This is a genomic window from Serratia sp. TSA_7 (assembly GCF_052692135.1).
On sequence record NZ_JBQZFU010000002.1, the window covers coordinates 549,052 to 561,098 of the forward strand.

The 12,047-nt window shown below is 57.5% G+C and carries 11 protein-coding genes; all 11 read right to left on the reverse strand.

The window, feature by feature from the left end:
* Positions 1-41: 41 nt before the first annotated feature.
* Positions 42-1,889, reverse strand: a complete 1,848-nt coding sequence (nuoL, locus tag ACUTQW_RS11430; RefSeq protein WP_006326842.1) for an NADH-quinone oxidoreductase subunit L — start codon at positions 1,887-1,889, stop codon at positions 42-44.
* Positions 1,886-2,188: an NADH-quinone oxidoreductase subunit NuoK gene (gene nuoK, locus ACUTQW_RS11435; RefSeq protein WP_004947249.1), complete on the reverse strand. Its 303-nt coding sequence runs from the start codon at positions 2,186-2,188 to the stop codon at positions 1,886-1,888. The genes nuoL and nuoK overlap by 4 nt, the downstream gene beginning before the upstream one ends.
* Positions 2,185-2,745 (reverse strand): NADH-quinone oxidoreductase subunit J, encoded by a 561-nt coding sequence (gene nuoJ / locus ACUTQW_RS11440; protein ID WP_004947252.1) that lies wholly within the window; start codon positions 2,743-2,745, stop codon positions 2,185-2,187. The genes nuoK and nuoJ overlap by 4 nt, the downstream gene beginning before the upstream one ends.
* A 13-nt stretch (positions 2,746-2,758) precedes the next feature.
* On the reverse strand, positions 2,759-3,301 hold the full coding sequence (gene nuoI, locus ACUTQW_RS11445) for an NADH-quinone oxidoreductase subunit NuoI (RefSeq protein WP_004947256.1): 543 nt from the start codon (positions 3,299-3,301) through the stop codon (positions 2,759-2,761).
* Between the two features lie 14 nt (positions 3,302-3,315).
* Positions 3,316-4,293 carry an NADH-quinone oxidoreductase subunit NuoH gene (nuoH, locus tag ACUTQW_RS11450; protein ID WP_004947259.1) on the reverse strand — a complete coding sequence of 326 codons (978 nt, stop codon included), beginning with the start codon at positions 4,291-4,293 and terminating at the stop codon, positions 3,316-3,318.
* Entirely contained in the window at positions 4,290-7,028 is a 2,739-nt protein-coding gene (gene nuoG, locus ACUTQW_RS11455) for an NADH-quinone oxidoreductase subunit NuoG (protein ID WP_006326854.1), read from the reverse strand. Before nuoG ends, nuoH begins: the two co-directional genes overlap by 4 nt.
* A gap of 79 nt (positions 7,029-7,107) precedes the next feature.
* The gene (gene nuoF / locus ACUTQW_RS11460) at positions 7,108-8,460 is read right to left on the reverse strand and encodes an NADH-quinone oxidoreductase subunit NuoF (RefSeq protein WP_004947269.1); all 1,353 of its coding nucleotides are present in this window, start codon (positions 8,458-8,460) and stop codon (positions 7,108-7,110) included.
* Positions 8,457-9,008 (reverse strand): NADH-quinone oxidoreductase subunit NuoE, encoded by a 552-nt coding sequence (gene nuoE, locus ACUTQW_RS11465; protein ID WP_006317999.1) that lies wholly within the window; start codon positions 9,006-9,008, stop codon positions 8,457-8,459. The genes nuoF and nuoE overlap by 4 nt, the downstream gene beginning before the upstream one ends.
* 2 nt (positions 9,009-9,010) lie before the next feature.
* Positions 9,011-10,807, reverse strand: a complete 1,797-nt coding sequence (gene nuoC / locus ACUTQW_RS11470; RefSeq protein ID WP_004947275.1) for an NADH-quinone oxidoreductase subunit C/D — start codon at positions 10,805-10,807, stop codon at positions 9,011-9,013.
* 96 nt (positions 10,808-10,903) lie between these two features.
* The gene (locus tag ACUTQW_RS11475; RefSeq protein WP_004947278.1) at positions 10,904-11,578 is read right to left on the reverse strand and encodes a NuoB/complex I 20 kDa subunit family protein; all 675 of its coding nucleotides are present in this window, start codon (positions 11,576-11,578) and stop codon (positions 10,904-10,906) included.
* Positions 11,579-11,607: 29 nt separating this feature from the next.
* Positions 11,608-12,045: an NADH-quinone oxidoreductase subunit A gene (locus ACUTQW_RS11480; RefSeq protein ID WP_004947282.1), complete on the reverse strand. Its 438-nt coding sequence runs from the start codon at positions 12,043-12,045 to the stop codon at positions 11,608-11,610.
* Positions 12,046-12,047: the final 2 nt, after the last annotated feature.

Consider the following 12,047-nt stretch of genomic DNA (forward strand, 5'->3'; position numbering starts at 1 on the left):
AAAACATTGTACATAGCACAGAGCTATGCCCGATAAATGCTTTAAATTATTATCAACAGCGCCAATACGACCACTGCACCCACACCCATAGACGCTATATACCAACGCACCTGGCCGTTCTCGCTTACTGTCAGACCACGGTTCCCCCAACGGGAGAAGACGGCAGGCAGGTTCATCATCGAGTTCAGCGGATCGCGCTGCAGCAGTTTCGCAATACCCAGGTAAGGCTTGACGAAGACTTTGTCATACAGCCAGTCGAAGCCCCAGGCATGGAACCACCAGGTCGAGAAGAAACGCCCCGGCGCGCTTTTAGCGATGCTGGTAACCAGGCTGCGTTTGCCCAGCCACAGCGCTGCCGCCAACAGGATACCGGCGATAGCCACCACGCCTGAGGTAATTTCCAGTTGCAGCACGCTGCCGTGCGCCAGTTCGGTGGTATCCGGCAGTACGCCCTGCAATGGCGGAACGATCATCGCGCCAACGAAGGTGGACAGCACCAGCAGAACCAACAGCGGCAGGTGGTGAGTGATGCCTTTACCGGCATGCGCTTTGATTTTCTCTTCGCCATGGAACACGATGAAAATCATACGGAAGGTGTAGAGCGAGGTCATGAACGCCCCGACCAGACCGGCAATCATCAGGTTGAGGTGACCGTTCGCCATTGCGCCCGCCAGGATCTCATCCTTACTGAAGAAGCCGGCGGTGATCAGCGGCAACGCCGACAGCGCAGCGCCACCCACCAGGAAGCAGACGTAAACCAGCGGAATGCTCTTGCGCAGGCCGCCCATCTTGAAGATGTTCTGCTCGTGGTGGCAGGCCAGGATCACCGAACCGGAGGACAGGAACAGCAGCGCCTTGAAGAACGCGTGGGTCATCAGGTGGAAGATCGCCGCATCCCACGCCTGCACGCCCAACGCCAGGAACATGTAGCCAATCTGGCTCATGGTGGAGTAAGCAAGCACGCGTTTGATGTCGGTTTGCACCAGCGCGGCAAAGCCGGCCAGCACCAGGGTCACAGCCCCGACGATACCCACCAGATGCAGCACTTCCGGCGCCATCAGGAACAGGCCGTGAGTACGGGCAATCAGGTAGACGCCGGCGGTTACCATGGTCGCGGCGTGGATCAGCGCTGAAACCGGAGTTGGACCCGCCATCGCGTCAGCCAGCCAGGTCTGCAACGGCAACTGCGCCGATTTACCGACCGCGCCGCCCAGCAGCATCAGGGTAGCCCAGGTGATAGCGGTATCGCCGACGGCCAGCTTCTGCGGTGCCAGAATCATCAGTTCGCGGATGTTCAGCGTGCCCAGCTCGTTGTAGAGAATGAACAGCGCGAACGCCAGGAACACGTCGCCGACGCGGGTCACGATAAAGGCTTTCATCGCCGCCGCGCCGTTGGCCGGATCCTTGTAGTAGAAACCGATCAGCAGGTAACTGCACAGACCCACCCCTTCCCAGCCCAGGTACATCAGCAACAGGTTGTCTGCCAGTACCAATATCACCATGCTGGCGATAAACAGGTTGGTGTAAGCGAAGAAGCGCGAATACCCCTCTTCACCGCGCATGTACCAGGAAGCGAACATGTGGATGAAGAAACCGACGCCGGTAACCACAGACAGCATGGTCAGCGACAGGCCGTCCAGCGTCAGCGTCACGCCGATATTGAAGTTGCCGACGGTCATCCAGTTCCACAGGCTTTGCTCAAACAGCTGCACGCCGGTGGCTTTCTGGGCGAAGAAGTCCATCGCCACATGCACCGTAACCAGCGCAGCCAGGCCGATAGAGCCTACCCCGACGGTCGCCGAGACGTTTTCAGACCAGCGGCCACGGGAAAATGCCAACAGCAGGAACCCGATCAGCGGTAGCAGAATAGTTAAATATAATAGGTTCATCCGCGCATCTCACTGACAGTATCGATATTCAGGGTATGACGACGACGGTAGAGCTGCAGCAGCAACGCCAGGCCAATACTGGCTTCGGCTGCCGCCAGGCTGATCGCCAGGATATACATCACCTGCCCGTCCGGTTGGCCCCAATAGCTGCCCGCCACGATAAACGCCAAGGCTGCGGCGTTAATCATCACTTCCAGGCTGATCAACATAAACAGCAGGTTGCGACGGAGCGTCAGCCCGGTCAGGCCGAGCACGAACAGGATCGCCGCCAGGATCAGACCATGTTGAAGAGGGATCATGCTTGCTCCTCCGATTTTCTTCTCGCCATTTCGCTACTGGCCGGTGCGTTGCTCAACACTTCGCCCGGTTTGTGCTCGCGGCCAATGTGGAAGGCAACAACCAGACCTGCCAACAGCAGCATTGAAGCCAGTTCAACCGCCAGAACGTAAGGACCGAACAGGCTGATCCCCACCGCTTTAGCGTCAACCATCTCACCGCTGATGCCCTGATCGGACAGGCTGCGGATAGCAACAATCAGCACCACCAGCAGCGCCAGCGACATCAGACCAGGCCCGATCCACACCGACGGCTTCAGCCAGTCGCGCTCCTGCTGCTGCACCGCGTTGCCGAGGTTCAGCATCATCACCACGAACACGAACAGCACCATGATGGCACCGGCGTAAACGATGATTTCCAGCGCGGCGGCAAAGTACGCGCCGAGTGAGAAAAAGACTGCAGAGATCGCCAGTAACGAGACGATCAGATACAGCAACGCATGCACAGGATTGGTATGCGAGATCACGCGAATCGTCGCGACAATCGCAATCAACCCTGCCAGATAAAAGGCAATTTCCATGCTTGCTGGCTCCTTAAGGCAACAGACCTTTGACGTCGATCGGTTTGGCTTCGTTTTCGGCTTCGCCCTTGGCTTTGCCGTCAATCGCCATACCGGCCATCCGGTAGAAGTTATATTCCGGATATTTACCCGGCCCCGAGATCAACAGATCTTCTTTTTCGTACACCAGATCCTGGCGCTTGAACTCACCCATTTCGAAATCCGGCGTCAGCTGGATTGCGGTGGTCGGGCAAGCTTCTTCGCACAGGCCGCAGAAAATGCAGCGCGAGAAGTTGATGCGGAAGAACTCCGGATACCAACGGCCGTCTTTCTGTTCTGCTTTTTGCAGCGAGATACAGCCAACCGGGCAGGCAACCGCACACAGGTTACAGGCCACGCAACGCTCTTCGCCGTCCGGATCGCGCGTCAGCACGATGCGGCCACGGTAGCGCGGCGGCAGGTAAACAGGTTCTTCCGGATACATCTGGGTTTCGCGCTTGGCGAAGGCGTGCAGGCCTATCATCCAAATGCTGCGCACCTGGGTGCCGAAACCAACCAATAACTCTTTCAATGTCATGGTTTATTCACCCCTTATTGAGCGTTGTACAAAATGACGGCGGCGGTCGCCAGCAGGTTCAGCAGCGTCAGCGGCAGGCACACTTTCCAGCCGAAAGACATCACCTGGTCATAGCGCGGACGTGGCAGAGCAGCACGAATCAGAATGAACATCATCATGAAGAAAGCCGTTTTCAGCGCGAACCAGATGAATGGCGGCAGGAACGGACCCTGCCAGCCGCCGAAGAACAACGTCACAATCAGGGCGGAAACGGTGACGATACCTATGTATTCACCCACGAAGAACAGACCGAACTTCATGCCGGAATATTCAATGTGGTAGCCGTCAGCCAGTTCCTGCTCGGCTTCCGGTTGGTCAAACGGATGGCGGTGACACACCGCAACCCCGGCAATCGCAAAGGTGACAAAACCAAAGAATTGCGGAATGACGTTCCAGACGTGAGCCTGCGATTCAACGATGGCCTGCATGTTGAACGAATCAGCCTGCATCACAACGCCCATCAGCGACAGGCCGATAAACACTTCGTAGCTCAGGGTTTGCGCAGAAGCACGCATCGCCCCCAACAGCGAGTATTTGTTGTTGCTCGACCAGCCGGCGAACAGCACGGCGTAAACCGCCAGGCCGGCCATCATCAGGAAGAACAGAATACCGATGTTGAGGTCGGACACCGCCCAGGTCGGGCTGACCGGGACGATGGCAAATGCCAGCAACAAGGAAGTAAAGGCGATCATCGGCGCCAGGGTGAAGATCACCCGGTCGGAGAATTTCGGTACCCAGTCTTCCTTGAAGAACATTTTGATCATGTCGGCGACCAGCTGCAACGAGCCGCCCCAGCCGACACGGTTCGGTCCATAACGGTTCTGGAACAGGCCAAGCAGACGGCGTTCGCCGAAGCTCATGAATGCCCCACAGCTCACTACGACCAGCAGGATCACTACCGCTTTAAGAATGGAGATCAGAATGTCGATCACCTCAGGGGTAAACCAGCTCATCGTGTTGCCTCCCGCAGATTTTCAACCGTTGCGCCCACCAGCACCGGTGGGATCCCTGGCAAGCCAAGCGGCAAACCAACCTGGCCCTGGGTCAGAGTTTCACTCAGGCGCACCGGCAGACGAAGCTGCTGGCCCGCACAGTTGAACTCCACCAGCGCCCCGGCATTGACGCCAAGCGCTGCGGCATCGGCCGGGTTCACCATCACGTAAGCTTCTGGCATACGCTGCTGGATCACACCGGAACGCTGTGACATTTCATCACTGCCGAACAGGTGATAATACGGCGCGACACGCCAGCCTTCCGCATGATCGAAGGCGGCAGGCACGTTGGTGAAGTAGCCCAGGTTACCCTCCCCTGCTTCGATCAGGCGGATACCCGGATCGCCATGACGCAGCTTGCCACCCACTTCGGCCTGGAACTTGTTCCATGCCTGCGGTGAGTTCCAGCCTGGCGCCCAGGCGAACGGGATCTGCTGACGATCGGCCAGCGGGCTGTTGTTCCCTTCCATCGAGAAGGAGAACATGGTGTCTTTATCCTGCGGCTGACGCGGTTCATGCACGCTGATGTTGGCACGCATGGCGGTACGGCCACTGGAGCGGTGCGGAGAACGGGCCAGCTTCTGGCCGCGAATGCGGAAACTCGCATCCGGCGCCGCGTCCACAATACCCTGCAACTGCGGCAGCGCCGCGACGCAGGCTGCGATCACGTCGTCGAGCTGCGTCCAATCCACGTGGCGGCTGGCGTAGGTGGAATGCAGCGAGTGCATCCAGCGCCAGCTTTCCAGCATCACGGTGTAAACGTCTTTCTTCGCATCGTCGTAATAAGCCGGATCGTAAACCTGGAAGAAGCGCTGCGCGCGGCCTTCCTGGTTGACCAGCGTACCGTCGCTTTCAGCGAAGCTGGCCGCTGAAAGGATAAGGTTGGCCTTATCCATGATCGCGGTGCGCTGGTGATCGGCCACAATCAGGTTGCTGACTTTCGCCAGTGCAGCGTCCACTTTCGCCGCCGGTGCGTGACGGTAAAGATCGTTTTCCATCACGATGGCGGTGTCGGCTTCGCCGCTTTCCAGCTTCGCCAAGGCTTCATCGAGCGAACCGCCGCCGATCATCGACAGACCGATGCTGTTGGCGGCGCTGGCGACGAAGGTAATGCCAACGTCAGAACCGCGATCCTTCAGCGCCTTGGCGATGTTGGCCGCCGCTTCGATGATGGCTTCGCTGCCGGCGTTGCTGCCGGTAACGATCAGCGGTTTGCGCGCATCGGTCAGTGCCTGCACGATGATGTCGACTTTCTTGTTCAGATCGGCAGCCAAATCGCTGACCGCCGGCGCAGCGTTGTCCAGCGCATGGGCGATGGCAAAACCAAAGCGAGCCTGATCGTCCACCGGCGCGCGGTAGTTCCACGCCGCGATGTCGTCCAGACGGGTGTTATCCACGTTGGTGACGAACAGCGGGTGTTTGGCGCGTTGACCAATGTTTTGTATTGCCGCAATCTGCCAGTCGGCAACGCGCTGTGCCGCAGCCATCGCACGTGCCTTGCCCTTCACTGCCTGGCGAACCGACAGCGCGATGCGTGCGCCGGTCTGGGTCAAGTCTTCACCCAGAACCAGAACGGCATCGTAGTCTTCGATTTCGCGCAGCGCCGGGGTGTAAACGCCGCTGTTTTTCAGCACGTTCAGCATCAGGTTCAGGCGTGCCTGCTCAGACTGGGCAATACCGGTGTAGAAATTCTCGGCGCCAACCAGTTCACGCAGCGCAAAGTTGCTTTCCAGGCTGGCGCGTGGCGAGCCGATACCGATGGTTTTCTTTGCCTGACGCAGAATGTCTGCCGCGCCCTGCATCGCCTGTTCGGCGTTCAGGGTGATCCAGTCATTGCCGCGCAGTTGCTGCGGTTGACGAGGACGATCTTTCTGGTTCACGTAGCCATAGCCAAAGCGGCCGCGGTCACACAGGAAATAGTGGTTCACGCTGCCGTTGTAGCGGTTTTCGATACGACGCAGTTCGCCATAGCGCTCGCCCGGGCTGGTGTTACAGCCGATGCTGCACTGCTGACAGATGCTTGGCGCAAACTGCATATCCCACTTACGGTTATACCGCTCGGAGTGGGTTTTGTCGGTGAACACGCCGGTCGGACACACTTCCACCAGGTTACCGGAGAACTCGCTTTCCAGCGTGCCGCTTTCCGTACGCCCGAAGTAGACGTTGTCGTGCGCGCCGTACACGCCGAAATCGGTGCCATCCGCGTAATCTTTGTAGTAGCGCACGCAACGGTAACAGGCGATACAGCGGTTCATCTCATGCGAGATAAACGGCCCCAGCTCCTGATTGTTGTGGGTACGCTTACTGAACCGGTATTTACGGAAGCTGTGGCCGGTCATTACTGTCATATCCTGCAGGTGACAGTTACCGCCTTCTTCACATACCGGACAGTCGTGCGGGTGGTTGGTCATCAACCACTCGACCACGCTTTCGCGGAACTGTTTGGCTTCGGAATCGTCGATGGAAATAAAGGTTCCATCCGATGCCGGTGTCATACAAGACATCACCAAACGGCCACGCGTATCTTCCGCGTTTTGGTATTGCTTTACCGCACATTGGCGGCAAGCGCCGACGCTTCCCAGCGCCGGATGCCAGCAAAAGTAAGGAATATCGAGCCCGAGGGAGAGACAAGCCTGCAGCAGGTTGTCAGCGCCATCTACGTCGTATTCTTTGCCGTCTACATGAATCGTAGCCATAGTCAGCATGCTTCCAAGTGGCCTGCCTTGCGGCAGGCGTTAATCAAAAATTCTGGCCGTGTTGTCGGAACGAGCCGGCTTACCAGCGTTGCTTCAGCAGATTGTTCGGCTGGATGCCGCCAATCGCATGCGCGTTGCTGAAGTGCTTAACGGCTATGCCCGCTTCAAACTCTTCACGGAAATATTTAATCGCGCTTTGCAGTGGCTCTACGGCACCTGGCGCATGAGCGCAGAAGGTTTTACCTGGGCCAAGGGAACGGCACAGCTGCTCGAGGGTTTCGATATCCCCCGGCTGCCCTTCGCCATTCTCCAGCGCGCGCAGGATCTTCACGCTCCACGGCAGGCCATCGCGGCATGGCGTGCACCAACCGCAAGACTCGCGTGCGAAGAACTCTTCCAGGTTACGCACCAGCGGAACCATGCCGATTTCGTGATCCACCGCCATCGCCAACGCGGTGCCGAGACGGCTGCCGGCTTTGCCGATGCTCTCGAAATCCATCGGCAGATCGAGGTGATCGGCGGTCAAAAAGTCGGTGCCCGCGCCGCCTGGCTGCCAGGCTTTGAAGCGCAGACCGTCACGCATGCCGCCGGCGTAATCTTCCAGAATTTCACGTGCGGTGATGCCAAACGGCAGTTCCCAAACGCCCGGGTTTTTCACCCGGCCCGAGAACCCCATCAGTTTGGTGCCGGCATCCTTGCTTTTGCCACCGTTGATCCCCTGGTACCACTCAATGCCGTTCGCCAGGATTGCCGGAACGTTGCATAGGGTTTCTACGTTGTTTACGCAGGTTGGCTTGCCCCAGACGCCGGAGGAAGCCGGGAAAGGCGGTTTGGAACGCGGGTTGGCACGACGGCCTTCCAGCGAGTTGATCAGAGCGGTTTCTTCGCCGCAAATGTAACGACCGGCGCCGGTATGGACGATCAGCTCGAAATCGAAGCCGCTGCCCATGATGTTTTTGCCCAGCAGGCCCGCTTCGGTCGCTTCAGCGATGGCGCGACGCAGATGCACCGCCGCCTCGATGTATTCGCCACGCAGGAAGATGTAGCCGCGATAGGCTTTCAACGCGAACGCGGAGATCAACATGCCTTCCACCAACAGGTGCGGCAGTTGTTCCATCAGCAGGCGGTCTTTATAGGTGCCCGGCTCCATTTCATCGGCGTTACACAGCAGGTAACGGATGTTCATGGATTCGTCTTTCGGCATCAGGCTCCACTTCAAACCGGTGGAGAAACCTGCGCCGCCGCGGCCTTTCAGCCCGGCGTCTTTCACCAGGTTGACGATCTCGTCCGGGGCCAGGCCCTTGATGGCTTTCTCGGCGCCTGCATAACCGTTTTTGCTGCGGTATTCATCCAGCCAGACCGGCTGTTTGTCATCGCGCAGCCGCCAGGTCAGCGGGTGCATCTCGGGAGTGCGTACAATGTCTTTAATCATTGATACTGCTCCAGTAGCGTCTCGATATCTTCAGGCTTCAGCTGACTGTGAGTATCCTCATCAATCATCATGGTTGGCCCTTTATCGCAGTTGCCCAGGCAGCAGGTCGGCAGCAGAGTGAAACGACCATCAAAGGTGGTTTGACCCGGTTTGATGCTCAACTTCTTCTCGAGAGCGGCCTGAATGCCCTGGTAACCGGTGATGTGACAAACAACGCTGTCACAATAACGGATCACGTGACGCCCTACTGGCTGACGGAAAATCTGGCTGTAGAACGTGGCCACGCCTTCTACGTCGCTGGCAGGAATGCCCAGCACTTCCGCGATGGCGTAAATCGCACCGTCCGGAACCCAGCCGCGCTGCTTCTGCACAATTTTCAGTGCTTCGATGGAGGCGGCGCGTGGATCCTCGTAATGGTGCTTTTCGTGCTCGATCGCATCACGTTCTTCCGCGCTCAGTACAAATGCATCAGCGCCGCTCTGGGGAGCGGCTGCATTGATTGGCTCAAGCGCATCGTTGACTGCGTGATTGTCTTTTTGATCATGCATAGTTAGCGGTCCACATCTGACATTACAAAATCGATACTACCCAGATAGACGATCAGGTCGGAGACCAGGCTGCCACGGATTACCGCAGGGATTTGCTGCAGGTGAGCAAAACTTGGCGTACGTACCCGGGTGCGATAGCTCATGGTGCTGCCGTCGCTGGTCAGGTAGTAGCTGTTGATCCCTTTAGTGGCTTCAATCATCTGGAATGATTCGTTGGCTGGCATCACCGGGCCCCAGGAAACCTGCAGGAAGTGGGTGATCAGCGTTTCAATATGCTGCAGCGTGCGCTCTTTCGGCGGCGGCGTGGTCAGCGGGTGATCGGCCTTGAACGGGCCTTCCGGCATGTTGTTCAGGCACTGTTCGAGGATGCGCAGGCTCTGGCGCAGCTCTTCCACCTTCAACATTACGCGGGTGTAGCAGTCGCTGTTGCCGTCGCCGACCGGGATTTCGAAGTCGAAATTCTCATAGCCGGAATACGGGCGCCATTTGCGCACGTCGAACTCGATGCCGGTGGCTCGCAGGCCGGCGCCGGTCACGCCCCATTCCAGCGCTTCTTTGGCATTGTAGGACGCAACGCCGACAGAACGGCCCTTCAGGATGCTGTTCTTCAGCGCGGCCTTGACGTAAGAATCCAGACGTTTCGGCATCCACTCGAGGAACTCACGCAGCAGGCGATCCCAACCGCGCGGCAGATCATGCGCGACGCCGCCGATGCGGAACCAGGCCGGGTGCATACGGAAACCGGTGATCGCTTCAACCAGATCGTAGATTTTCTGACGATCGGTAAAGGCGAAGAACACCGGGGTCATTGCGCCGACGTCCTGAATGAAGGTACTGATGTACAACAGGTGGCTGTTGATGCGGAACAGTTCAGACAGCATTACGCGGATGGTGTCAACGCGATCCGGCACCTTGATCCCGGCCAGTTTCTCAACTGCCAGCACGTAAGGCATTTCGTTTACGCAGCCACCGAGGTATTCGATGCGGTCGGTGTACGGAATGTAGCTGTGCCAGGACTGGCGTTCGCCCATTTTCTCGGCACCGCGGTGGTGATAACCGATATCCGGTACGCAGTCGACGATCTCTTCGCCGTCCAGCTGCAGAATAATACGGAACGCACCGTGCGCAGACGGGTGGTTCGGACCGAGGTTGAGGAACATGAAGTCCTCGTTTTCGGTGCCGCGCTTCATGCCCCACTCTTCCGGTTTGAAAGTCAGCGACTCCATTTCCAGATCTTCTTTCTGTTTGGTCAACACAAAGGGATCGAACTCGGTGGCGCGTGCCGGATAATCTTTACGCAGTGGGTGGCCTTCCCAGGTCTGCGGCATCATGATGCGCGTCAGGTGCGGGTGGCCGTCGAAGGTAATACCGAACATTTCCCAGGTTTCACGCTCATACCAGTTGGCATTCGGGAATACCTTGGTCGCCGTGGGCACGTGCAGGTCTTTTTCAGACAGCGCCACTTTCAGCATGATGTCGCGGTTACGTTCGATGGAAATCAGATGGTAGAAAACAGAAAAATCCGCGGCAGGCAAACCGTCGCGGTGGGTGCGAAGACGCTCGTCTACGCCATGCAGATCGAACAGCATGACATAAGGCTTCGGCTGTTTTCTCAGGAACGTCATTACTTCCAGTAACTGGTCAGGTTTAACCCATACCACGGGCATTCCGGTACGGGTGGGCTGAACAGTAAAGGCTTCCGGCCCAAAGCGGTTGCGCAGTTCGCCAATCACCGGATCGTCTTGGTGATCCCTGGTTTGCCATGATGGCAGGGCGTCGTGCGTCGTTGAATCTGTCATAATTTTTTTTCACCACACTAAAGGGTTATTTCGCCGCAAGTTCACTTTTCGCTGTGTTAACCAATAGCGCACTAAGATGGACGTTAAATGAACGTCTTAAATCTCGTCAGGCGTCCGAAGGTTGGTCACCGCGATACGCTCGCCGTGTTTACGCTCTCTTTCAGACTGCATATTGGCGCGGTACACGCCCTGATCGCCGACAACCCATGACAACGGACGACGTTCCTTACCGATGGATTCCTGCAACAGCATCAGCGCTTGCATGTAGGCTTCCGGGCGCGGTGGGCAGCCAGGAATGTACACGTCGACAGGCAGGAACTTGTCCACGCCCTGCACGACGGAATAGATATCGTACATGCCGCCGGAGTTGGCGCAGGCGCCCATCGAAATAACCCATTTTGGCTCCAGCATCTGTTCGTACAGGCGCTGAATAACCGGGGCCATCTTGGTGAAGCAAGTACCGGCCACGACCATCAGGTCAGCCTGGCGTGGCGATGCACGCAATACTTCGGCACCGAAACGCGCCACGTCGTGAACGGCGGTAAACGACGTCACCATCTCCACGTAACAGCACGAAAGGCCGAAGTTGTATGGCCAAATAGAGTTCTTACGCCCCCAGTTCACCATGTCATGCAGCGCATGCTCGAGTTTACCCATGTAAACCGTGCGGTGAACCTGTTGGTCCAGGGGATCGGCAACGATCTCCTGTTTTTGCAGGGGGTAACGGTCATTCTCACCGTTCGGGTCTATGCGGGTGAGCGTATAGTCCATCTTAATGCCTCGTTTTTAACCACAAATGACTACTGCGGATGACGGTTGGTGTTAGTGATTGTGCCTGGTTTACTGAGACGTTTGGAACGCGACGGCGTCCAATCCAATGCGCCGATACGCACCAGATAAACCAAACCGGCCAATAGCACCAAAATGAAAATGGCGGCTTCGATAAAGCCCACCCAACCACTCTCGCGAACGGAGACCGACCAGGCATACAGGTACAAGGCTTCAACATCGAAAATGACGAAGAACATGGCGACCAGGTAGAACTTGGCGGACAGACGCATGCGCGCCGTACCGACCGAGTCGATCCCGGATTCAAACGGGGTGTGTTTGGCGCGCGCGCGGGCTCTCCCGCCCAGGAAAAACGCACCCAGCAGCATAAGGCCGCAAAGCCCGATAGCCATGACAAGAAATACGGCGAACGCCCAGTGATGAGCGATAACTTCAGTGGTTGTTGACATAC

Excerpts from the sequence above, each read along its gene's own strand:
- nuoK (WP_004947249.1), bottom strand. The coding sequence starts at position 2,188 with ATGATCCCTCTTCAACATGGTCTGATCCTGGCGGCGATCCTGTTCGTG.
- nuoC (WP_004947275.1), bottom strand. The coding sequence starts at position 10,807 with ATGACAGATTCAACGACGCACGACGCCCTGCCATCATGGCAAACCAGG.
- nuoJ (WP_004947252.1), bottom strand. The coding sequence starts at position 2,745 with ATGGAAATTGCCTTTTATCTGGCAGGGTTGATTGCGATTGTCGCGACG.
- nuoG (WP_006326854.1), bottom strand. The coding sequence starts at position 7,028 with ATGGCTACGATTCATGTAGACGGCAAAGAATACGACGTAGATGGCGCT.
- ACUTQW_RS11475 (WP_004947278.1), bottom strand. The coding sequence starts at position 11,578 with ATGGACTATACGCTCACCCGCATAGACCCGAACGGTGAGAATGACCGT.
- nuoH (WP_004947259.1), bottom strand. The coding sequence starts at position 4,293 with ATGAGCTGGTTTACCCCTGAGGTGATCGACATTCTGATCTCCATTCTT.
- ACUTQW_RS11480 (WP_004947282.1), bottom strand. The coding sequence starts at position 12,045 with ATGTCAACAACCACTGAAGTTATCGCTCATCACTGGGCGTTCGCCGTA.
- nuoL (WP_006326842.1), bottom strand. The coding sequence starts at position 1,889 with ATGAACCTATTATATTTAACTATTCTGCTACCGCTGATCGGGTTCCTG.
- nuoF (WP_004947269.1), bottom strand. The coding sequence starts at position 8,460 with ATGATTAAAGACATTGTACGCACTCCCGAGATGCACCCGCTGACCTGG.
- nuoE (WP_006317999.1), bottom strand. The coding sequence starts at position 9,008 with ATGCATGATCAAAAAGACAATCACGCAGTCAACGATGCGCTTGAGCCA.
- nuoI (WP_004947256.1), bottom strand. The coding sequence starts at position 3,301 with ATGACATTGAAAGAGTTATTGGTTGGTTTCGGCACCCAGGTGCGCAGC.